General features: G+C 71.2%; 18 protein-coding genes and 1 pseudogene. 9 read left to right on the plus strand and 10 right to left on the minus strand.

Annotated features, from left to right (window positions below; genetic code table 11):
• Positions 1-7: 7 nt before the first annotated feature.
• Complete coding sequence (gene fnr, locus GT347_RS20680; protein WP_160553991.1) at positions 8-760, minus strand: fumarate/nitrate reduction transcriptional regulator Fnr; 753 nt, start codon at positions 758-760, stop codon at positions 8-10.
• An 84-nt stretch (positions 761-844) separates the two neighbouring features.
• Between fnr and hemN the strand changes: the two genes are divergently transcribed.
• Complete coding sequence (hemN, locus tag GT347_RS20685; RefSeq protein ID WP_160553992.1) at positions 845-2,278, plus strand: oxygen-independent coproporphyrinogen III oxidase; 1,434 nt, start codon at positions 845-847, stop codon at positions 2,276-2,278.
• Between the two features lie 19 nt (positions 2,279-2,297).
• Here the strand turns inward: hemN and GT347_RS20690 are convergent, their stop codons facing one another.
• Positions 2,298-4,055 (minus strand): amino acid ABC transporter ATP-binding/permease protein, encoded by a 1,758-nt coding sequence (locus tag GT347_RS20690; protein ID WP_229722411.1) that lies wholly within the window; start codon positions 4,053-4,055, stop codon positions 2,298-2,300.
• Positions 4,052-5,752, minus strand: a complete 1,701-nt coding sequence (cydD, locus tag GT347_RS20695) for a thiol reductant ABC exporter subunit CydD (protein ID WP_160553993.1) — start codon at positions 5,750-5,752, stop codon at positions 4,052-4,054. The genes GT347_RS20690 and cydD overlap by 4 nt, the downstream gene beginning before the upstream one ends.
• Positions 5,753-5,874: 122 nt before the next feature.
• Here cydD and GT347_RS20700 point away from each other — a divergent pair, with 122 nt between their 5' ends.
• The 5 genes from GT347_RS20700 to GT347_RS20720 all read left to right on the plus strand — a co-directional run bounded on the left by GT347_RS20700 (position 5,875) and on the right by GT347_RS20720 (position 10,531).
• Positions 5,875-7,443, plus strand: a complete 1,569-nt coding sequence (locus GT347_RS20700; protein ID WP_160553994.1) for a cytochrome ubiquinol oxidase subunit I — start codon at positions 5,875-5,877, stop codon at positions 7,441-7,443.
• Between the two features lie 12 nt (positions 7,444-7,455).
• Complete coding sequence (cydB, locus tag GT347_RS20705) at positions 7,456-8,601, plus strand: cytochrome d ubiquinol oxidase subunit II (RefSeq protein ID WP_160553995.1); 1,146 nt, start codon at positions 7,456-7,458, stop codon at positions 8,599-8,601.
• Positions 8,602-8,633: 32 nt separating this feature from the next.
• Complete coding sequence (gene cydX / locus GT347_RS20710; protein ID WP_160553996.1) at positions 8,634-8,732, plus strand: cytochrome bd-I oxidase subunit CydX; 99 nt, start codon at positions 8,634-8,636, stop codon at positions 8,730-8,732.
• A gap of 99 nt (positions 8,733-8,831) precedes the next feature.
• A complete protein-coding gene (locus GT347_RS20715) occupies positions 8,832-9,458 on the plus strand; it encodes an OmpW/AlkL family protein (RefSeq protein ID WP_160553997.1) in 627 nt (208 codons plus the stop codon).
• Positions 9,458-10,531 (plus strand): fatty acid desaturase, encoded by a 1,074-nt coding sequence (locus tag GT347_RS20720; RefSeq protein WP_160553998.1) that lies wholly within the window; start codon positions 9,458-9,460, stop codon positions 10,529-10,531. Before GT347_RS20715 ends, GT347_RS20720 begins: the two co-directional genes overlap by 1 nt.
• On the opposite strand, the gene GT347_RS20725 is transcribed toward GT347_RS20720, so the two are convergent.
• Together GT347_RS20725 and GT347_RS20730 are read right to left on the minus strand one after the other, a co-directional pair.
• Positions 10,500-11,303, minus strand: coding sequence for a VOC family protein (locus GT347_RS20725; RefSeq protein WP_160553999.1), 804 nt, complete (start codon positions 11,301-11,303; stop codon positions 10,500-10,502). The genes GT347_RS20720 and GT347_RS20725 overlap by 32 nt on opposite strands.
• 56 nt (positions 11,304-11,359) lie before the next feature.
• The gene (locus GT347_RS20730; protein ID WP_160554000.1) at positions 11,360-12,298 is read right to left on the minus strand and encodes a LysR substrate-binding domain-containing protein; all 939 of its coding nucleotides are present in this window, start codon (positions 12,296-12,298) and stop codon (positions 11,360-11,362) included.
• Positions 12,299-12,462: 164 nt separating this feature from the next.
• Here GT347_RS20730 and GT347_RS20735 point away from each other — a divergent pair, with 164 nt between their 5' ends.
• The gene (locus GT347_RS20735; RefSeq protein ID WP_160554001.1) at positions 12,463-13,254 is read left to right on the plus strand and encodes a transporter substrate-binding domain-containing protein; all 792 of its coding nucleotides are present in this window, start codon (positions 12,463-12,465) and stop codon (positions 13,252-13,254) included.
• Positions 13,255-13,261: 7 nt separating this feature from the next.
• Here the strand turns inward: GT347_RS20735 and maiA are convergent, their stop codons facing one another.
• Positions 13,262-13,939, minus strand: coding sequence for a maleylacetoacetate isomerase (maiA, locus tag GT347_RS20740; RefSeq protein ID WP_160554002.1), 678 nt, complete (start codon positions 13,937-13,939; stop codon positions 13,262-13,264).
• Positions 13,940-14,179: 240 nt separating this feature from the next.
• On the opposite strand from maiA, the gene GT347_RS20745 reads away from it, so the two are divergent.
• Positions 14,180-16,774 (plus strand): PepSY domain-containing protein, encoded by a 2,595-nt coding sequence (locus GT347_RS20745; protein WP_229722934.1) that lies wholly within the window; start codon positions 14,180-14,182, stop codon positions 16,772-16,774.
• On the opposite strand, the gene GT347_RS27655 is transcribed toward GT347_RS20745, so the two are convergent.
• From GT347_RS27655 to GT347_RS20760, 4 genes and pseudogenes are all read right to left on the minus strand, one after another.
• The gene (locus tag GT347_RS27655) at positions 16,768-17,184 is read right to left on the minus strand and encodes a winged helix-turn-helix domain-containing protein (protein WP_229722935.1); all 417 of its coding nucleotides are present in this window, start codon (positions 17,182-17,184) and stop codon (positions 16,768-16,770) included. The genes GT347_RS20745 and GT347_RS27655 overlap by 7 nt on opposite strands.
• A 27-nt stretch (positions 17,185-17,211) precedes the next feature.
• A pseudogene (locus tag GT347_RS27660) lies at positions 17,212-17,499 on the minus strand (response regulator); the annotation flags it as partial.
• Between the two features lie 112 nt (positions 17,500-17,611).
• On the minus strand, positions 17,612-18,856 hold the full coding sequence (locus GT347_RS20755; protein WP_229722412.1) for a CoA transferase: 1,245 nt from the start codon (positions 18,854-18,856) through the stop codon (positions 17,612-17,614).
• Positions 18,849-20,549, minus strand: coding sequence for an acyl-CoA dehydrogenase family protein (locus GT347_RS20760; protein ID WP_160554005.1), 1,701 nt, complete (start codon positions 20,547-20,549; stop codon positions 18,849-18,851). The genes GT347_RS20755 and GT347_RS20760 overlap by 8 nt, the downstream gene beginning before the upstream one ends.
• 161 nt (positions 20,550-20,710) lie before the next feature.
• Between GT347_RS20760 and GT347_RS20765 the strand changes: the two genes are divergently transcribed.
• Complete coding sequence (locus tag GT347_RS20765) at positions 20,711-21,031, plus strand: c-type cytochrome (RefSeq protein ID WP_229722413.1); 321 nt, start codon at positions 20,711-20,713, stop codon at positions 21,029-21,031.

Raw genomic sequence — 21,031 nt, forward strand, 5'->3', positions numbered from 1 at the left:
GCGCGCCTCAGCGCCCGCTGTCCACCAGTTGGCTCAGCACCTCGGGCTTGAGCACCCGCACCTGCCGCTGGCGCACTTCCAGCACGCCGTCGTCCTGCAGCTTGGAGAAGGTGCGGCTCACCGTCTCCAGCTTCAGGCCCAGGTAGCTGCCGATCTCCTCGCGGGTCATGCGCAGCACCAGGTCGGAAGCGGAGAAGCCGCGCGACTGCAGCCGTCGCGTGAGGTTGAGCAGGAAGGCGGCCAGCCGTTCCTCGGCGCGCATGCTGCCCAGCAGCAGCATCACGCCCTGGTCGCGCACGATCTCGCGGCTCATGATCTTGTGGAACTGGCGCTGCAGCGGGGTGAACTCGCGCGACAGGGTCTCCAGCTGCGAGAAGGGGATCACGCAGACCTGCGAATCCTCCAACGCCACCGCGTCGCAGGCGTGTTTGTCGGTGCAGATGCCGTCGAAACCGAGCAGCTCGCCGGCCATCAGGAAGCCGGTGACCTGGTCGCGGCCGTCGGCGGCCGACACACAGGTCTTGAAGAAACCGGTGCGCACCGCGTAGAGGCTGGAGAAGGGGTCGCCCGCGCGGAACAGGGTCTCGCCGCGCTTGACCGGGCGGCGGCGGTCCACCAGCGAATCCAGGCGCTGCAGGTCTTCCTCGGCCAGGACGACCGGCAGGCACAGCTCGCGCAGGTTGCAGTTGGAGCAGGCCACCTGGAGCGCCTGGCGCGTGGGGGTGGGAACGGCTGAAAGGGCGGTGGAGTCGGTGGACACGGGTGACAAGTATGCACGCGGGCGTTTCCACGGCGCTTGATCCAGATCAAGTCACCGGGACGGCGGCGCGGGCACATTGGCGCGATGTCCGCCGTCACCATTCCCCTGGCCGCCGGCCGCACCCGCGCCGCGCCGCCCGTCCTGTCGCCCGAGCTGCTGGCACGCATGGGCGCGCCCGGGCCGCGCTACACCTCCTATCCGACCGCCGACCGCTTCGTCGAAGCCTTCGGCCCGGACGACTACCGCCGCGCCCTGGCCGCCCGCTCGGCCGGCCCCGGCGGCGCCGCGGTGCAGCCGCTGTCGCTGTACCTGCACATCCCCTTCTGCGAGTCGATCTGCTACTACTGCGCCTGCAACAAGATCGTCACCCGCCAGCACGACCGCGCCGCCGAATACCTGCTGGCGCTGGACCGCGAGGTGGCCCTGCACATCGAGGCGCTGGGCGCGCGGCCGCGGGTGTCGCAGCTGCACCTGGGCGGCGGCTCGCCGACCTTTCTGTCCGACCTGCAGCTGGCGCGGGTGGTGTCCACGCTGCGGCGCGCCTTCAGCTTCGAGGCGGATGCGGAAATGGCCATCGAGGTCGATCCGCGCACCGTCGATCCGGCCCGGCTGGAACGCCTGGCCGCGCTGGGCTTCAACCGGCTGTCGCTGGGTATCCAGGATTTCGATCCGCAGGTGCAGCGCGCGGTGCACCGCGAGCAGGGCTTCGGGCAGGTCGAGCTGCTGATGCGGGCCGCGCGCCCCCTGGGCTTCCGCTCGATCAGCGTGGACCTGATCCTGGGCCTGCCGCAGCAGACGGCAGCGAGCTTCGGCCGCACGCTGGAGCAGATCCAGGCGCTGCGGCCCGACCGCATCGCGCTCTATTCCTACGCCCACCTGCCCGAACGCTTCAAGCCGCAGCGCCGCATCGCGGCCACGGCCCTGCCCACGGCGGCGACCAAGGCGGCCATGCTGGGCGAGGCCATCGCCGTGCTGGCCGCGGCCGGCTATGAACACATCGGCATGGACCATTTCGCGCTGGCCGGCGACTCGCTGGCCGTGGCCCGCCGCCGCGGCCGGCTCAACCGCAATTTCCAGGGCTATACCGACCAGCCCGACGGCGACCTGATCGGCCTGGGCGTCTCGGCCATCGGCCGTGTCGGCGGCTGCTACAGCCAGAACGCCAAGACACTCGACGAGTACTACGACGCCCTGCGCCAGGGCGTGCTGCCGGTGGTGCGCGGCCTGGCGCCCACCCGCGACGACCTGGTGCGGCGCGCCATCGTGATGGCGCTGATGTGCCAGGGCGAGCTGGATTTCCAGGCCCTGTCGGATGCCTACCTGATCGACATCCGCTCGGCCTTCGCCGCCGAGATCGCGGCGCTTCAGCCGCTGGCCGAACAGGGCCTGCTGAGCCTGGACCGCGACGGCGTCTGCGTGAGCGAGCTGGGCTGGTTCTTCGTGCGGTCGATCGCCAGCGTGTTCGACCGCTACCTGCAGGCCGACACGGCGCGCGCCCGGTATTCGCGGGTGCTCTGAAACCCGGGTCGCCGGCGCCTCAGGAGGCGGTCGGCGAGAGGCGCGACAGGGACAGGCCGCCGATGTTGTCCGAGAAGGACAGCACCACGTCGCAGGCCATCACCACCCCCGGCCGGTGGCTCACCGTCAACAGGCCCTGGCCGCTGCGTTCCAGCCGGGCCAGCAGGCGTTCCATCACCAGCGATTCGGTGGCCACGTCCAGTCCTTCGGTGGGCTCGTCGAGCAGCAGCCACGGGGCCTTGCACAGGTAGGCACGGGCCAGCGCCAGGCGGCGGCGCTCGCCGCCGGAGAGCAGGGCGCCGTCCTCGCCGATCCAGCTGTCCAGGCCCTGGGGCAGGGCGCTCACGCGTTCGTCCAGGGCGGCGTCGTGCAGGGCATCCCACAGAGCCACGTCGCTCACGGTATCGGCGGCGATGGCGAGGTTCTCGCGCACCGTGCCGGCGATCAGCGAGGCATCCTGCGGCAGCCAGGCAAAATGGCGGCGCAGCGTTGTCGGTGCCAGCGTGGCGGCATCGGTACCGGCGATGCGGATGCGGCCCGGCGTGGCGGGACGCAGGCCGAGCAGGGTCTCGACCAGGGTGGTCTTGCCGCAGCCCGAGGGGCCGACGATGGCCACGCGGGCGCCGGCTTCCAGCGGGGTGTCGGGCAGCAGCGGCAGTTCCAGCGGGCCGGCCTGGATGGCTTCTCCGTCCGGGCCGGCGGCGCTGCCGGCCGAGAGCCAGTCTTCGAGCCGTTCGGCGCCCTGTGCCGCATCGGCGGCCTGCAGCCGCGCACGCAGCCAGGGCGCGAGGCCTTCGATGGCCATGGCGGCCGACAGGCCGGCCAGCGCCGTCATCGGCGCGCCCTGGCCCAGCGCGAGCGCCATGGAGAGCACGGCGCAGGTGCCGGTCGCGGCGGCCAGCAGCAAATCGAGACGGCCACCGTCGATCGCCTGCCGCCGCTGCGCCGTCCGCAGCCGGCGGCCCTGGCGCAGGGCACGGTGCGCGGCCCAGGCTTCCAGCCCGTAGCAGCGCAGCTCGGGGCCGGCGGCGGCCAGCAGGGCCATCTCGTCCTTGAGGCCGGCCGTGGCGGCGCGGATCGCACGGGCCGTGGCCTCGCGGCGGCGGCAGATGCGCCGTGCCAGCAGCAGCACGGCCAGCGCGCAGCCGGCGATGGCCAGCGCGCAACCCCAGCCCACGATGGCGGCCAGCGCCAGCCCGCAGGCCAGCGCCGCGCCGGCGGCCCAAGGGGCGGGCTGGCGCATCAGGCGGTCCTCGATGGCGGCCACGTCCTGCATCAGCACGGTGGTGGCTTCGCCGCTGCCCAGCGACAGGGCACGGGGGGCCGGCGCCCGGGTCACGGCGCCGAACAGCGCCTGCCGCACCGCCGCCATGGAGCGCAGGGCCGCGCCATGGCCGAGCAGGCGCTCGCCGTAGCGGCCGCCGGTGCGCACGATGGCCAGCAGGCGCACCGCCGCGCTCGGCAACAGGTAGTTGAAGGCCTGCGCGGCGGCCACGCCGGCCAACCCGGCGCCGGCCGCCGCGGCCAGGAACCAGCCGGAGACGCCGAGCAGCGCCACGGCGGCCAGGCCGGCCAGTGCGGCGCAGAGGGCGGCCCGGCGGAAGTCGCGCCGGTACAGGCGGCGCTGAACGGCGAGCAGGGAATCGAGTGCGGGATGCTTCATGCGGTGCGCTCCAGCCGGGCCGGTCAGTGCGGCGCAGAGGGCGGCCCGGCGGAAGTCGCGCCGGTACAGGCGGCGCTGAACGGCGAGCAGGGAATCGAGTGCGGGATGCTTCATGCGGTGCGCTCCAGCCGGATCACCACATCGGCGATCGCGGCCAGTTTCTCGCTGTGGGTGGCGATGAGGGTGGTGCGGCCGCAGCGGCTGGCGGCGATGGTGGCGATCAGCGCGTCTTCGGCGGCCGCGTCTAGGTGGGCCGTGGGTTCGTCCAGCAGCCAGACCGAGGCCGGCTTGAGCAGCGCGCGCGCCAGCGCCAGCCGGCGCCGCTCGCCGCCCGAAAGGCCGGCGCCGCGGGTGTCGATCGGCGTCTGCAGCCCGTCGCGGCGCCGGGACAGCAGATGCTCCAGCCCGGCCGAGCGCAGGGCATCGACCATCGCCTGCCGTGTCGCCCCCGGCCAGGCCAGCGCCAGGTTGTCGGCCAGGGTGCCGGGCACGACCAGCGTGGTCTGGCCGACCCAGGCGGCCTGCGAGGCGATGCCCTGGCTGTTCTCGCCCGAAGGCAGCCGCTGCCCGCCGATGCGCACCTGCCCGCCCGACAGCGGCGCCGCGCCCAGCAGCAGCCTCAGCACGCTGCTCTTGCCGCTGCCCGAGGGGCCGAGCAGGGCGACCGTCCGGCCGGCCGGCAGATCGAAACTCAGGCCGCGCACGGTGGGCCGGGGCTGGCCGGGGTAGTGGATGTCGACGTTCTCGAAGCGCAGGGCCGGCGCGGTCACCAGCGGGTCCATGCAGCTGGCGGGCGGCAGCTCGGCGGCCAGCGGCGCCAGGCGATCCGCGGCGGTCGCGGCGGCCTGCCGGTCGTGGTAGGCCGCGGCCAGCCGGCGCATCGGCGCATAGAACTCCGGCGCCAGCGCCAGCACGAAGAAGGCACGGGCCAGGTCCAGCTTCTCAGGCACCGGAAAGGGCAGCAACCCCAGCAGCTGGAAGCCGCAGTAGACGGCCACCAGCGCCACGCACAGCGCACCGAAGAACTCCAGCACCGCCGACGACAGAAAGGCCAGCCGCAGCACCCGCAAGGTACGCGTGGCCACGTCCTGCGCCGCGCCATGCAGCAGCGCCGACTGCCGCGCCTCGGCCCGAAAGGCCAGCACCACCGGCAGCGCCCGCAGCCGGTCGGCGAACAGGCCCGACAGCCGCGACAAGGCCGCGAACTGCCGTGCCGATTCCCCCGCCGAGGCCATGCCGGCAAAGGCCATCAGCACGATGAAGGGCACCAGGGTCGCCACCAGGATGCCGGCCGTGACCGGGCTGGCGCAGGCGATGGCGGCCAGCACGATCAGCGGTGCCAGGCTGGCCGCGCGCCGGGCGGGGATGAAGCGAGCGAGATAGCCGTCGATCGCGTCCACCTCGTCCACCGCCAGCTGCATCAGCCGCCCGCCGGTACCGGCCAGGGCGGGCCGCGCCAGGGCGCCGTGCACCACCCGCTGGCGCAAGGCCAGCCGGGCCGTGCCGGAGACCTCCGTGCCCGCCCGCGCGGCCAGCAGCGCGATCAGCCCGCGCAGGCCTGCCGAGGCCGCCGCCAGCACCAGCCAGGGCAGGGCGGCGATGCCGGAAGAAGACCCGGCCACCGCCGCCACCGTGCCCGCCAGCCCGCCGGCGAAACCGATGGCCGCCACCGTGTCGGCCAGCAACAGCGCGGTCGGCCTCCGCAGGCCGGCGGCGCTGGCCTGCTCCAGTTCGCCCAGCAGCCGCGGGCCGGGCAGCACGGCGTCGTTCGCGCCCGCGCGTGAGTGCAGTGAATGCGGTGAGTGGTCCATGCGCCGCACTATGGATCGGCCTTCCGCCCGGCTCCTTGATCCAGATCAAGCCGCCGCGACGCTCACCGCACCAAGATCGGTTCGACTGAGCAAACGTCCGGCCCGTGCCGGCAAACATCCCGATGGAAACCGGAATCGTCGACCTCTCGCGGCTGCAGTTCGCACTGACAGCCCTCTACCACTTCCTCTTCGTGCCGCTCACGCTGGGCATGACCTTCATGCTGGTGATCATGGAGGCCGTCTACGTGATGACCGGCCGCCCGATCTGGCGCGAGATCACCCGCTTCTGGAGCAAGCTCTTCGGCATCAACTTCGCCATCGGCGTGGCCACCGGCCTGACCATGGAGTTCCAGTTCGGCACCAACTGGTCCTACTTCTCGCACTATGTCGGCGACATCTTCGGCGCGCCCCTGGCCATCGAGGGCCTGATGGCCTTCTTCCTCGAAGCCACCATGGTCGGCGTGATGTTCTTCGGCTGGGACCGGCTCTCCAAGGTGGCGCACCTGATCGTCACCTTCCTGGTGGCGCTGGGCAGCAACCTGTCGGCGCTGTGGATCCTGGTGGCCAACGGCTGGATGCAGAACCCGGTGGGCGCCGAGTTCAATCCGGAGTCCATGCGCATGGAGGTCACCGACTTCGTCGCCGTGCTCTTCAACCCCATCGCCCAGGCCAAGTTCGTGCACACGGTGAGCGCGGGTTATGTGATCGCCTCGGCCTTCGTGCTGGGCGTGTCCTGCCTCTACCTGCTGCGCGGCCGCCATGTGGCCATCGCCAGCCGTTCGATGACCGTGGCCGCCGCCTTCGGCCTGGCCGCCTCGCTGTCGGTGGTGGTGCTGGGCGACGAGAGCGGCTATGCCCTCACCGACAACCAGAAGATGAAGCTGGCCGCCATCGAGGCCGCCTGGCACACCGAGCCGGCGCCGGCCGGCATCACCCTCTTCGGCGTGCCGGACTTCGAGAACCGCACCACCCGCTATGCGGTGGAGATCCCCTGGATGCTGGGCCTGATCGCCACCCGCAGCTTCGACGGCCAGGTGGCCGGCATGTCCGAGCTGGTGCTGAAGGCGGAAGAACGCATCGCCTCGGGCGTGCAGGCCTACGACGCGGTCGAACGACTCAAGCTGGCGCCGCAGGACACCCAGGCCCGCGCGCAGTTCGAACAGCACAAGCGTGACCTGGGCTACGGCCTGCTGCTCAAGCGCACGCTGGACGACCCGCGCAAGGCCACGCCGCAGCAGATCACCGCCGCCGCCTGGGACACGGTGCCCAGCGTGCCGCTGATGTTCTGGAGCTTCCGGCTGATGGCCTTCATCGGCTTCGCCATGATCGCGCTCTTCGCCACTGCCTTCGTGCTCTGCTCGCTGCGTCGCCACACCCGCGCGCGCTGGTTCTGGAAGCTGGCGGTGCTGGCGCTGCCGCTGCCCTGGCTGGCCGCCGAACTCGGCTGGATCGTCGCCGAAATGGGCCGCCAGCCCTGGGCCATCGACGGCGTGCTGCCGACCTTCCTGGCGCCGTCTTCGCTCAGCCGCGCGCAGCTCTGGGTCACGCTCTTCGGCTTCACCGCGCTGTATGGCGGCCTGGCCGTGATCGAGGTGCGGCTGATGGTGGCCGCCATCCGCGGCGGCCCGCACCGGCACGAACCGGACACCCCGCCGCCTGGCCGCATTCCCGCCACGCCGCTGACCGCCTGAAGGAGAAACGTCATGGCCTTTTTCGATATCGAGACACTGCGTGTCATCTGGTGGGTGCTGCTGGGCGTGCTGCTCATCGCCTTCGCCGTCACCGACGGCTACGACCTGGGCGTCAACACCCTGCTGCCCTTCGTGGCGCGAAGCGACGTGGAGCGCCGCATGGTCATCAACACCGTGGGACCCAACTGGGAGGGCCACCAGGTGTGGTTCATCCTGGGCGGCGGCGCCATCTTCGCGGCCTGGCCGTTCGTGTATGCGGTGAGCTTCTCGGGCTTCTACATCGCCATGTTCCTGGTGCTGTCGGCGCTGATCCTGCGGCCGGTGGGCTTCAAGTACCGCGGCAAGAAGACCGACCTCGCCTGGCGCGCACGCTGGGACTGGGCGCTCTTCATCGGCGGCTTCGTGCCGGCCCTGGTCTTCGGCGTGGCCCTGGGCAATGTGCTGAGCGGCGTGCCCTTCCGCTTCGACAGCGACCTGCGGGTGTTCTACCTCGGCAGCCTGCTCGGCCTGTTCAGCCCCTTCGCGCTGCTGAGCGGCCTGCTGTCGGTGGCCATGCTGGTGCTGCATGGCAGCAACTGGATCGCGCTCAAGGTCGAACCGGGCCCTGTGCACGAACGTGCGCGCGCCTACGGCTTCATCGCCGGTGCGCTGACGCTTGTGCTGTTCGTGCTGGGCGGACTGTGGGTGGCGCAGGGCGGGCTGGGCTTCCGGCTCGCCGCCGCGGCCGACCACTTCGGCCCCTCGAACCCGCTGCGCTCGGCCGCGGTCGCCGCGCCCGGCGCCTGGCTGGACAACTACCGCGCCGCGCCGGCCACCGTGCTGGCGCCGGTGATCGGGCTGCTGGGTGCGCTGCTTGCGGTGATCGGCAACCGGGCCCGCCGCGAGTGGCTGGCCTTCGCCGGATCGGCCCTGGCCTGCGCCGGCATCGTCGCCACCGTGGGGGTCTCGATGTTCCCCTTCATCCTGCCTTCCAGCGTCGATGCCCGTTCCAGCCTGACGGTGTGGAACGCATCCTCCACCGGCCACACGCTGGGCATCATGCTGTTCTGCACGGTGGTCTTCCTGCCGCTGATCCTGCTCTACACCGGCTGGGCGCTGCGGGTGATGCGCGGCCGTGTGACGACCCGCGAGGTCGGCCTCAATCCCGACTTCTACTGAACCATCCCGAACCTCAAGAACGGAGCTTTCTCATGTGGTATTTCTCCTGGTTCCTCGGCCTGGGCCTGGCCGTCGGCTTCGGCATCCTCAACGGCATCTGGCACGAGTTCCATCTGCCTGAAGAGGGCTGATCCGGCCGCGCCTTGATCTGGCGCAAGGTCCGAAAACCCGCTCCGGCTTCCAATGAAGACACAGCAAAAACTGTCTTCAAACCCCAAGGAAACCGGAGCATGTCCCCCAAGAAATTCATCCCCGCCGCCGCAGCCCTCGTCTGCCTGCTGGCACCCCTGGCATCGCAGGCGCAAGACAGCGCCGCACCAGGCCCCTGGATGGTCCGTGCACGGGCGGTCTACCTCGATCCGGCCAACCACGACGACACCGGCCTGGACCTGTCGATCAACAGCAAGACCATCCCCGAGATCGACATCTCCTACTTCTTCACGCCCAACTGGGCGGCCGAGCTGGTCCTCACCGTGCCGCAGAAGCACGACATCCGCTCGGGCGGCAGCACCATCGGCTCGCTCAAGCACCTGCCGCCCACACTCACCGCGCAGTACCACTTCACCAACCTGGGCGCCTTCAAGCCCTACCTGGGCGCCGGGGTGAACTACACGCGTTTCTCCAGCGTGAGCTTCTCGCCGGCGGTGGCCGCGGCATTGCAGCCGAGCATCGACAAGAGCAGCGTCGGCCTGGCGCTACAGGCCGGCGTGGACTTCGACCTGGGCCACAACCTGGTGCTGAACTTCGACATCAAGAAGCTGCAGCTGCGCACCGATGTCAGCTCTTTCGGCAACCGCGTGGGCGAGTTCAGGGTCGACCCCTGGCTGGTGGGCGTCGGCCTGGGCTGGCGCTTCTGATGCAGGCCGGGCAAGAGGATCTGCCGCCGGTGCCGCACCGGCGTGAATTGCGGGAGTGGATGCTGCCGATCACCCGGCCCAGCACGGCGCGGGCCATGGCCCTGGTGGTGCTGGATTTCGTGCTTTATGCGGCCTGCATGGCGGCCATCGTCTGGCTGCGCAATCCCTGGCTGAAATGCCTGGCGGGGCTGGCTTGCGGCTTCGTCATCGGGCGCCTGTTCATCCTGGGCCACGATGCCTGCCACCAGAGCTTCACGCGTCATCGCCGCTTCAACCGCTGGCTGGGGCGGCTGCTGTTCCTGCCCTCGCTCACGCCCTACAGCCTGTGGGAGGTGGGGCATAACGTGGTGCATCACGGCTATACCAATCTCAAGGGTTTCGACTTCGTGTGGGAGCCCTGTTCGCCGGAGGAATACCAGGCCCTGCCGCGCTGGCGGCGCGGGCTGGAGCGGGTGTACCGCAGCGGCTGGGCGCCCTGGCTGTACTACCTGGTGGAGGTGTGGTGGGCGCGCATGCTGTTCCCCTCGCGGCGGCGCATGCCGACACGGCGGGCGGTGTTCACGCTCGATGGGCTGCTGGTGACCGGCTACGGTCTGCTGTGGATGGCCGCGCTGGTCTGGGCCGCGCAGGCCACCTCGCAGTCGGTGGGCTGGATGCTGGCCGGCGGCTTCGTGCTGCCCTTCCTGTTCTGGAACGCCATGATCGGCTTCGTCGTGTATGTGCACCATACCCACCAGGAGGTGGTCTGGCACACCGACAAGAAGAGCTGGGCCGCGGCGCAGCCCTTCGTCTCGACCACCGTGCACATCACCTTCCGCTCCGCCATGGGCAGCGCCCTGCACCACATCCTGGAGCACACGGCGCACCATGTGGACATGGGGGTTCCGCTGTACCGGCTGAAGAAGGCGCAGGCCCTGCTGGAGTCGCGCCTGAAGGGCCGCATCGTGGTGCAGGCCTTTTCCTGGCGCTGGTATTTCGCGACGGCCCGGGCCTGCAAGCTCTATGACTTCGCCGAGCAGCGCTGGGTGGGCTTCCTGGGCGTCACAGCCCTTCGAAAACCAGCAGGCAGTTGAACTGCACGAGGCGCACGGCCAGGCCCGAGCCGTCGCGCCGGAAGCGGATCGCCTCCTGCGAGGCCGGCAGCAGCGCCTCCACCGCCGCCAGGTCGCGGCAACGCAGGTGGATGGCGCCGAGGAAACTGCCGCGCCCCAGTCCGTCGCAGGCCAGCGCCCCATGGCGCTGGAGATAGGTGGCGCGGCCCACGAACTCCACCCCGAACTCGTCCGAGGCCTCGCCCAGCCAGGGCGCGAACTCGCCGAACACCTCGGCGGGGTCGTCGGCCACCACCACCAGGCGCGACAGCGCGAAGGCGCCGTTGGCATGGCCCATGTACTCCGGCAGCCAGACCAGCTCCGGCGTCAGGTGCTGGCAGTAGTAGAGCCGGCCGGCCTCGAAGGTGCCCGGCCGGGTGCGCAGGGTGCGGAAACGTACCTCCTTTTGCACCCCGTTCCGCTCGATCGGCCGGACCAGCGGCTGCACCGGCAGCACCGGCAGGCCCTGGGCCAGGAGCACGTCGTGCAGCGCGTCGGCATCGGCCGTGTCCAGCACCAGGGCATCGATGCCCACCGGCGCGTCCAGCACCTCCTGGCGCTGCAGGCCGCCGTCGTTCGGCACGCCCAGTAGCTCCAGGTAGGAGCCTTCGAACAGGATCACATGGTTGATCGAGCCCAGCGAATGCCGGCCCATCGGCGAGAGCGTGAAACCCAGCTGCTGGAACAGGGCGGCGGCGCCCGCCAGGTCGAAGCGGGTGGTGACCACCAGATGGTCGAGATGCAATGCGGTCATGGCAAGGCGTGGACGGGAGGAGGGCGCACCTTAGCAGGCCCCGCCGCCCCGTGGCCTCACGCGCCGGGCACCGCCAGGCCGGGCTCCGTGCCGGCGGCGAAAAGCATGGACCCGGCCTGCCGGCGCAGCCAGGCGCGGAAGGCCGCCAGGGCCTGGTCGTGCCGGCGCGCGCTGGGCAGCACGAACCAGTAGCCCTGGCGGCTCTCGAAACCCAGGGCCAGCACCTGCACCAGTTCGCCGCGCTGCAGTTCCTCCTGCACCAGGGCGCGTGGCACCAGGGCCAGGCCCATGTCCATGGCGGCGGCCTTGAGCAGGGTGGAATAGAACTCGTAGCGGATGGTGTGGGCCGGCCGCTCCGGCGCCGGCCGCAGCACCCGCTGCAGCTCGGTCCAGGCGTGGGGCACCTCGAAATGCTCCAGCAGGGTCAGGCCGCGCAGGTCGCCCCGGGCCAGCGCGGCGCCGCTGCGTTCGCGCAGCGCGGGCGACATGACGGCGATCATGTCGCGGCCGAAGAGGTAATCGGCCTCGCAGCCGGCCCAGTTGCCGCTGCCGAAACGGAATTCGGCATCGGCGTCGAGCTGGCCGAAACTGCCGGCGGCGATCTGGTTGGTGAACTGCACGTCGAAGTCGGGGAACTCGCGCTGGAAGGAGGCGAAGCGCGGCAGCAGCCAGCGGTCGCCCAGGATGTGCGGCATGCGCAGCGTGAGCGAGGTGCGCGGCGAATGCGCCAGCGCCAGCTGCTCCGAGGCGGCGGCCAGGCCGCCCAGCAGCGGCGTGATGCGCTGCAGGTACCAGGCGCCGGCATCGGTCAGCACCAGGCCGCGGTTGAGCCGCACGAACAGCGGCACGCCGAGCAGCTCTTCCAGCGCGCGCAGCTGCTTGCTGACGGCGCCCTGGGTCATGCACAGCTCGTCGGCGGCCTGGGTGCAGTTGAGGTGGCGCGCGGCGACTTCGAAGACCCGCAGCGCGGTGGTCGAGGGAATGCGGTGGCGCATGGCGTGGAGGTGATCTGCGGAGCTGGCTGTTGCATCGCAAGGATCACGCCAGCCGACATTCCGCCACGGAATCGCAGGCGGAAATATTGTCGTTTGGCAGGCGGGGAACGGCGCCCGACACTGGCTTTTCCTTCTTCCATCCGCTTGCCGCCACAGGCCCTGCCATGAACCTCCCACGACGAAGCCTCTCCCTCAGCCTGGTCCTGGCAGCCCTGCTGTCCGCCGGGGCCGCCCAGGCGCAGAACGCGCTCGAGAACATCCAGAAGACCAAGGTGCTGCGGGTCGGCATCCCGGCCGATTTCGCGCCCTACGGTTCGGTCGGCATCGACATGAAGCCGCAGGGCCTGGACATCGAGATGGCCCGGTACGTGGCCGACAAGCTCGGCGTGAAGCTGGAGATGCAGGCCATCACCACCCAGAACCGCATCCCCTATCTGCAGACCAACAAGCTCGACCTGGTCATCTATTCGCTGGGCAAGACGCCCGAGCGGGAGCAGGTGATCGACTTCTCCTCGGCCTACGCCCCCTACTACATCGCGGTGTATGCAGCCAAGTCCATGTCGGTGAAGAGCCCGGCCGACATGGTGGGCAAGTCGGTGGCGACCAACCGCGGCACCACCGACGACCTGGAGCTGACCAAGGTGGCGCTGCCCGGCACCGACATCCGCCGCTTCGAGGGCAACGACGCCACCATCGGCGCCTTCGTGGCCGGCCAGACGCAGCTGATCTCCACCGGCTCGCCGGCCGCCGAAGTGGTCAAGCAGCGCAATCCGCAGATGAACCTGGAGCTGAAGCTGCCGCTGAAGACCTCGCCCTGCTTCATCGGCATCGCCAAGGGCGAGGATGCGCTGCGCCTGCGCATCAACGAAATCATCGCGCAGGCGCGCAGCAGCGGCGAGGTCGATCGCCTGTCGAAGAAGTGGCTGGGCCTGCCGGCGGGCGACCTGCCGATCTGACCGAGCCTCAGGCCGAGGGCGCGCCCGCCTGCCAGCGCGGATCGGCCTTGGCGAAGGCCTCCATCTGCTCGCAGCGCGCCATGATGCGCATCACCGTGGGGATGCCCTCGACCTCGATGCGGAACACCCGCATCACCACGATGATGCTGGCCAGGCAGATGTCGGCCATGGTGACGCTGTCGCCATGGCAGAAGTCGCCGGTTTCCGGCTCCTGCGCCAGGCGCTGCTCCAGCGCGCGCAGGCCGGTGCTGAACCACTGGATCTGCCAGGCGCGCCAGGCGGCGTCGTCGAAGCCGCCGGTGCCGGTCAGGTACTTGCGCACCCGGGGCGTGATCAGCGGATGGGTGTCGCCCGCCAGCATCGCCGCCAGCGAACGCACCCGGGCACGTGCATGGGCGCCCTGGGGCAGCAGGGCGGGGGTGGGGTAGAGCTCGTCGAGGAACTCCAGGATGGGCAGCGACTGCGTCAGCGGCAGCGGCGAGGCGCCCGGGCCGTGGTCGATCAGCGCGGGAATCGCGCCCATGGGATTGATCTTCAGGAAGGCCTCGCCGCGCTGCTCGCCGGCGTCGAGGTCCACATTGGTCTCCTGGACGGCGATGCCCTTGAGGTTGAGCGCCACCCGCACCCGGTAGGTGGCGGAAGTCCGCCAATAGGAAAACAGTTCGAAGCGTGCGCTGCTGCTCATGGTGGGATGCCCTGGGACCGTGGAGCTGGCGATTGTGATGCCTCCGCCGGCAGTCGAGATGGCTCGATACAATGAGAACCATTCTGATTAAGCCGCGACGGCGGACCGCCCCAGTTCCATGCTCCGCATCCTCTTTTTCCAGTCCCCGTCCACCGAGCATGCCGTCGCCGCCGCCAGGTCGGCGATGGTGGCCCGCTGATGCAGGGCGCGCACGCGGCCCGGCGTTCCTGGCTCCGCTTGCTGCCTGGCCCGCGCCAGGTGCTGTTCCAGCTGCACTGGTTCTTAGGCATCACCGCGGGCACGCTGCTGCTGGTCATCGGCCTGAGCGGGGCGCTGCTGAGTTTTCGCGAGGAGATCGTCGATGCGATCACGCCCGGCGGCCGCCACGTGCCGGTGGCCGAGCGGCCCATGCTGGCGCCGGCCGAACTGCTCGAAGCCGTGCGCGCCGCCCACGACGGCCGTGCCATCGGCACGCTGACCCTGTCGTCCGAGGCCGGCCATGCCGCGCGTGTGCTCTTCGCGCCGCCGCCCGGCCAGCGCCGGGGCGAGACCATCCACGTCGACCCCTACACCGGCGCCCAGCTGCCGCCGCTGCGCGCCGAGCCCTTCTTCGAATGGGTGGAGAGCCTGCACCGCTGGCTGCTGCTGCCGCGCGAGGCCGGGCGGGTGGTGGCGGGCATCCTGGCGGCCAGCCTGCTGTTCCTGTCGCTGTCGGGCCTGTACCTGCGCTGGCCGCGCCGCGCGCTGCAGTGGCGCGCCTGGCTGACCTTCGATACCGCCCTCAAGGGCCGCTCCTTCCTGTGGGGACTGCATTCGGTGGCCGGCACGCTGGCGCTGGTGTTCTATGTGATGTTCACGCTGACCGGGCTGTACTGGGCCTACGACTGGATCCGCGATCCGATCGACCGCGCCGCCGGCGACCCGCGGCCGCCGCGCACGGCCCAGCCGCCAAGGCCCGCCGGCATGGAGGCCAAGGCCAAACCCCGGGCCGATGCGCCGCCGGCCGATATCCGCGCCGCCTGGCAGGCTTTCGAACGCAAGGCGGCCGAGTCCGGCGGCTGGGCCGAGGCTGGGGTGCGGGTGCCGGCGGCCGGCGCCAAACAGCTGCAGATCACCTGGCTGGCCCACGGCGCCAGCCATGAGCGGGCGCGCGACCGCATGACGATCTCGCTGCCCGCGGCCGAGATCACCCAGGACGAGCGGCATGAAGCCAAGACCGCCGCGCGCCAGGCGCTGACCGTGATCTACCCGCTGCACCTGGGCACCTATTTCGGCCTGCCGGGCCGCATCCTCAACACGCTGGCGGCGCTGATGCTGCCGCTGTTCACCATCACCGGCTGGATGCTCTACCTGGACCGCCGCCGCAAGAAGCGGGCGGTGGCGCACGAGCAGGCGGCGCTGATCGCCGGTGCCATGCCGGCGCCCCGGGGCGACGAGCCGCCGGTGCTGGTGGCCTATGCCAGCCAGACCGGCACCGCCGAGGGCATCGCCCTGCGCAGCGCGGCCCTGCTGCGCGCGGCGGGCGTGGCGGTGACGGTCGCCCCCCTGGCCGAGCTGGACCCGGAACGCCTGCGCCACCACCGCCGCCTGCTGCTGGTGGCCAGCAGCTTCGGCGAGGGCGAGGCGCCCGACAGCGCCCGCCGCGCCGCCCGCCTGCTGGCGGCGACGGCCGCGCCGGCGCTGGCCCATCTGCGCTACGGCCTCTTGGCGCTGGGCGACCGGCACTACGCCCGCTTCTGCGGCTTCGGCCATGCGCTGGACCATGCCCTGGAGTCGGCCGGCGCCACCCGGCTGTTCCCGACGATCGAGGTGGACGACGGCGACCCCGCCGCGCTGGCGCAGTGGAGCCGCGCGCTGGCCGCCGATTTCTCCCTGGGCGACGCCACCATGGCGCCGGACCAGACGCTGCCGCTGCAGCGCTGGCAGCTGGTCGAGCGCTGCCTGCTCAACCCGGCCAGCGTGGGCGCGCCGCTCTACCGCATCGACCTGCTGCCGCTGGCCGGTGCGGCGATGCAGTGGCGGGCGGGCGCATTGGTCGAACTCATGCCGCGCCATGCCGACGAAGCGGTGCGGCCGATGCTGGCAGCAGCCGGCTTCGATGCCGACGCACCGGTGCGCCACGCCGGCCGCGGCACCACCCTGGCCGAGGCGCTCGCCGCCAGCGTGCTGCCCACGCCGCAGGCCCTGCAGGGCGCGGCCGGCCGGCCGCAGGCGCTGGCCGATGCGCTGGAGCCGCTGGCACTGCGCCGTTATTCGGCGGCCTCGCTGCCCCAGGAAGGCCGCTTGCGCCTGCTGGTGCGCCAGGCCCGCCACGAGGGCGGCCTGGGCCTGGCCTCCGGCTGGCTGACGGCCCATGCGCCGCTGCATGGCGAGATCTCGCTGGCGGTGCTGCACAACCCCGCCTTCGCACCCGTGGACGACGACGCCCCGGCCCTCTTCATCGGCAACGGCTCGGGTTATGCCGGCCTGCGTGCCCACCTGCTGGCGCGCATCGCCGCCGGCCGGCGCCGCAACTGGCTGCTGTTCGGCGAACGCCAGCAGGCGCACGACGCCTTCTGCGCCGACGAGCTGCAGCAGTGGCAGGCCGAAGGATGGCTGGAGCGCTGCGACCTGGTCTTCTCCCGCGACCAGCCCGAGCGCCTCTACGTACAGGACCGCCTGCGCGACCAGGCCGAGCTGCTGCGCGGCTGGATGGACGAGGCGGCCTGCGTGTATGTCTGCGGCAGCCTCTCCACCATGGCGGTGGGCGTGGAGGATGCGCTGCGCGACATCCTGGGCGAGCCGGCGCTCGAAGCCCTGATCGAGTCGGGCCGCTACCGCCGCGACGTCTACTGAAGGCGGCCGTCGGCGCCCGCCAGGCGCTCCAGCCGGTAGCCCTGGCCGTAGATGGTCTTCAGGCGCAGGCCGTGCTCCGGCTGGCGAAAGAGCTTGTTGCGCAGCCTGTACATATGGCTGTCGAGCGCACGCGAACGCATCTCCTCGCCGCTGGCGCCGCTGTACTCCAGCAGGTGCGAGCGCGACAGGGTCGAGCCCAGGTGCTGGAACAGGGCCAGGGCCAGGCGGTACTCCCGCTCGGTCAGCACGATGCGTTTGGGGCCGGCCTTGCGGGCCAGCTGCAGGCTGGTGGAGCTGCGGTCGAAACTCCAGTTGCCGAACTCCACCTGCGGCGCCTTGGCCGAACCGCTGCGGCGCTGCAGCAGCCGGGTCACCCGGGCACCGAATTCGAGCGGCTTGACGGGCTTCACCAGATAATCGTCGGCGCCTTTGCCGAGGGCCCGGGCAATATCCTGATCGGAATGCCGCGAATTCAACATGATGACCGGAACTTCACTTTTCTGGAAATTACGCAGCCATTGCAACAAATCGATGCCATCCATGTCCGGCGCTTTCCACGCCAATATCAGCAGATCGTAGGTTTCATGGCGCAGCGCCGCCCGCAGCCGGGCGCCGGAGTTGAAAACGCTGGGCGAAACGACGGCGTCGCCTATCGAGATTTTCGACAAGATATTCGTCAGCACGGTCCTTTGTTTTCCGTCTTCATCGAGTATGGCGACCCGCACGGTTTTCCTTTCCCACGAGCCACGGGACTGAGATATTCAAATGTTATTTCAGTATTCCGCCACGCCGCGACGTGAATCCATGGTCTGTATGGACCCGTGTAGCGCAGCGGGTTCAGGCGGTGCGGACCAGGCCCCGGTCGATCAGCGCGCCGATGGCGGCGCCGTCCAGTCCCAGCACCTCGTGCAGCACCTCCTCGGAGTGCTGCCCCAGGCGGGCGGCGGGGCGGGCATCGCTGCGGCCCAGCTCCGAATAGTCCAGCGGCAGGCCGGGCGCCAGGGTGCGGCCGGCGCCGGGCTGCTCGATGTGCTGGAAGAGCGGGTTGGCGGTGGAGCATTCCGCGTCCTGCGCCACCAGTTGCTCCACCGTCTGGTAAGGCCCCCAGCAGACGCCGTTGGCATCGAAGGCGGCGGTGACCTCGGCCTTGCTGCGCGCCGCCACCCAGGGGCCGACCAGCTCGGCGATGTGGCGGCGGGCGACGAAACGCGCGCCTTCCTGCGACAGGTCCAGGCCCAGGCGCTCGCCCAGCGCATCCATCGCCGGCTGCAGGCCGCAGGCCTTGCACAGTCCGCGCCACTGGCGGCCGGTCAGGCCCACGATCATCAGGTGCTCGCCGTCGCGGCAGGCGAAGTCGCCGCCGAAGGCGCCGAACAGGTCGTTGCCGATGCGCTGGCGCGGCCGGCCGCTCTCGGCCTCGGCGATGAAACCCAGGTTGCCCAGCGTGGCCAGGCCCACGTCCTGCAGCGCCAGCTTCACATGCTGGCCGCGGCCGGTCTTCCTGCGATGGCGCTCGGCGCCCAGGATGCCGAGGGCGGCGAGGTATCCGGTGCCCACGTCCCAGGCCGGCATCACATGGTTGACCGGCCGCAGCCCGTTGGCCTGCGCATCGCCGGTGAACAGGGGCACGCCCAGCCGGGCATTGACGGTGTAGTCCACCTGCGAGCCGCCGTGGCGGTCGCCCGAGAGCGTCAGCTGGATCAAGTCCGGCCGAAGCGCGCTCAGGTCCTCGTAGGAGAGGAAACCGCGCGGCGGCAGGTTGGTCAGCAGGATGCCGGCGTCCTCGCCCGGCGCGGCGATCAGGGCCATGGCCAGTTCGCGGCCTTCGGGCTGGGCGGTGTCGATCACCACCGAGCGCTTGCCCTTGTTGAGGCCGGTCCAGAACAGGCTGGTGCGGCCGTCGTCGGCCAGCGGCCAGCGGCCGATGTCCAGGCTGCCGCCGGGCGGATCGATGCGGATCACGTCGGCGCCGAACTGCGCCAGCGTCAGCCCGCCCAGGGGCGCGGCGATGAAGGCGGTGGCCTCGACCACCCGCAGGCCGTCGAGGATGGGCAGCACGGCCGGTGCGCTGGGCTCAGACATGGCGGCCATCCTTGAGTGCGGCTTCGAGCATGCTGCGCGCGATCACCTTCAGCGCCAGCGTTTCCTCGGCGCCCTCGAAGATCGACAGCACCCGGGCATCGACGAAATACCGGCTGGCCGGCGTCTCCTCGGCATACCCCATGCCGCCGTGGATCTGCAGCGATTCGCGGCTGAGGATCTCGGCCGAGCGGCAGGCATAGAGCTTGACCAGGCTGGCCTCCATGCGGCCCTGGCCGGCCTCCAGCAGGCGGCCGACGGCATAGGTGAGATGCCGGCTGGCCGCGAGCCGGCCGGCCATGCGGGCGAACTTGACGCGGGTCAGCGCATAGGAGGCCAGCGGGGCGCCGAACACCTGGCGGTCGCCTGCATGGCGCACGGCGGCCTTCAGCGCGGCGCGCATCACGCCGCAGGCCCGCGCGGCGGTCTGCATGCGGCCGCCCACCATGCCGGCCATGGTGAAGTAGAAGCCGCGGCCCCGGCCGGCCGCGCCGCCGACCAGGCCGGCATCGGGCACGAAGAAGTTCTCGAAGGCCAGGTCGAAGGAATGCATGCCGCGGTAGCCGATGGTGGGGATGGCGCGGCCGCTCAGCCGGCCGCCATCGCCGGGCTGGTCGAAGACGAAGTCGTGGCCTTCGTACGAGGGCTTTTCCACCAGCAGCAGCGACAGGCCCTTGTGGCCGGCGCCGCGCTCCGGCTCCGTACGGGCCACCACCATCAGCAGGCCCGCCTTGCCGGCGAAGGTGCACCAGGTCTTGGCGCCGTCTAGCCGCCAGCCGCCCTGGCAGGGCGTGGCGCGCAGGGTGAGCGAGGCGACATCGGAGCCGTGGTCCGGCTCGGTGATGGCGATGGCGCACAGCGGCTCGCCCCGGGCGATGCGCGGCAGCCAGCGGGCCTGCTGTTCGGGCGTGCCGCCGGCCAGCAGGGCGCGGGCCAGGATCTCGGGCCGGGTGATCAGGCTGCCGGCTGCGGCCAGCGAGGCTTCGGACAGGGCTTCCGTCACCGCGATCATGGTCAGCGCGTTCTCGCTGCCGTCCGGTGCGCTGCCGCCGTGGGATTCGGGGATGGCCAGGCCGAACACGCCCATCTCCCGCAGCGGCTGCAGCAGGCTCTCGGGCACGGTGAGGTCCTGGCGGTGGATGTCTTCGGCCAGCGGCACGACCACCTCGCGGGCGAAGCGCAGGAAGGCGTCCTGCGCCATGGCGGCATCGGCCTCCAGCGCGATCGGGGCGATGTCGCCGCCCTGCAGGGCGACCGCATGGCCGACGGCGCCCAGGCTGGCATGGCTGCCGGCGTGGCGGCGCAGGGCGGCGAGTTCGGGCGAGGTGATCAGCGCATCGACCTCTTCGGCGTCCAGGCCGCAGTCGGCGAACAGGCCTTGCAGCCGCACCAGCGCGGCGGGCAGGGTCTCGATGCCGTGGACGACGGCCAGGTCGGCGTCCAGGCCCGATCCGCCCCTGGTGGCCAGCAGCAGGTTCTCGGCGGCCAGCAGCTCGGCGCCGGTCCAGGCGAGTTCGTAGCTGGGGGACTGGTAGTCGTCGAGCGGGGCCACGTCGAGCCCGCCCTCGCGCGAGCACAGGTGGGCCAGCGTTCTAGTGGCCTGGTCGAGCAGGCGGCGGGCTTCGGCCAGCAGCGGCGCGAGGACCGCGGCGGAGGCTGCCGGCGGGGCAGGGGGATCGGGAAGGTCGCGGACCATGGCGGGGCTTTCGGGTGGATGCGGTACATGCACTGCCGGCGGCGCGGCCGGCGCGAAACATCGACCTTAGCGCGCACTGCGAGGCCGCGGTACCGGGCCAGCCCGCAGTCCGGCCAGCCGACAATGGCGTTTTTTGCCGCGCCTCCGGGCGCCCGACCTTCATGCGACCGTGCATCCGCAACACCGCGCTGCCCTTGCTGCTAAGCACCCTGGCGGCCGGTGCCGCGCATGCCCAGACCGGGCTGGCCCGCGACAACGGCTGCCTGGTCTGCCACTCGGTGCAGCGCAAGGTGGTGGGCCCCGCCTTCGAGGACGTGGCGCGGCGCTATGCGGGCGATGACGGCGCCGTCGAGCGGCTGACGCAACGCGTCCTGCGCGGCAGCGTCGGCCAGTGGGGCACGCAGGCCATGCCGGCCAATGTCGGCACCTCGCCGGACGAGGCGCGCATCCTGGCGGCCTGGGTGCTGACCCTGGGGCGCTGA

Origin of the sequence: Xylophilus rhododendri (assembly GCF_009906855.1) — a bacterium.
GTDB lineage: Bacteria > Pseudomonadota > Gammaproteobacteria > Burkholderiales > Burkholderiaceae_C > Xylophilus > Xylophilus rhododendri.

What these genes read in the sequence shown, in the direction of transcription:
- hemN (WP_160553992.1), top strand. Translation starts at nt 845, where the DNA reads ATGTCCGCCGTCACCATTCCCCTGGCCGCCGGCCGCACCCGCGCCGCG.
- GT347_RS20690 (WP_229722411.1), bottom strand. Translation starts at nt 4,055, where the DNA reads ATGAAGCATCCCGCACTCGATTCCCTGCTCGCCGTTCAGCGCCGCCTG.
- cydD (WP_160553993.1), bottom strand. Translation starts at nt 5,752, where the DNA reads ATGGACCACTCACCGCATTCACTGCACTCACGCGCGGGCGCGAACGAC.
- GT347_RS20700 (WP_160553994.1), top strand. Translation starts at nt 5,875, where the DNA reads ATGGAAACCGGAATCGTCGACCTCTCGCGGCTGCAGTTCGCACTGACA.
- cydB (WP_160553995.1), top strand. Translation starts at nt 7,456, where the DNA reads ATGGCCTTTTTCGATATCGAGACACTGCGTGTCATCTGGTGGGTGCTG.
- cydX (WP_160553996.1), top strand. Translation starts at nt 8,634, where the DNA reads ATGTGGTATTTCTCCTGGTTCCTCGGCCTGGGCCTGGCCGTCGGCTTC.
- GT347_RS20715 (WP_160553997.1), top strand. Translation starts at nt 8,832, where the DNA reads ATGTCCCCCAAGAAATTCATCCCCGCCGCCGCAGCCCTCGTCTGCCTG.
- GT347_RS20720 (WP_160553998.1), top strand. Translation starts at nt 9,458, where the DNA reads ATGCAGGCCGGGCAAGAGGATCTGCCGCCGGTGCCGCACCGGCGTGAA.
- GT347_RS20725 (WP_160553999.1), bottom strand. Translation starts at nt 11,303, where the DNA reads ATGACCGCATTGCATCTCGACCATCTGGTGGTCACCACCCGCTTCGAC.
- GT347_RS20730 (WP_160554000.1), bottom strand. Translation starts at nt 12,298, where the DNA reads ATGCGCCACCGCATTCCCTCGACCACCGCGCTGCGGGTCTTCGAAGTC.
- GT347_RS20735 (WP_160554001.1), top strand. Translation starts at nt 12,463, where the DNA reads ATGAACCTCCCACGACGAAGCCTCTCCCTCAGCCTGGTCCTGGCAGCC.
- maiA (WP_160554002.1), bottom strand. Translation starts at nt 13,939, where the DNA reads ATGAGCAGCAGCGCACGCTTCGAACTGTTTTCCTATTGGCGGACTTCC.
- GT347_RS20755 (WP_229722412.1), bottom strand. Translation starts at nt 18,856, where the DNA reads ATGTCTGAGCCCAGCGCACCGGCCGTGCTGCCCATCCTCGACGGCCTG.
- GT347_RS20760 (WP_160554005.1), bottom strand. Translation starts at nt 20,549, where the DNA reads ATGGTCCGCGACCTTCCCGATCCCCCTGCCCCGCCGGCAGCCTCCGCC.
- GT347_RS20765 (WP_229722413.1), top strand. Translation starts at nt 20,711, where the DNA reads ATGCGACCGTGCATCCGCAACACCGCGCTGCCCTTGCTGCTAAGCACC.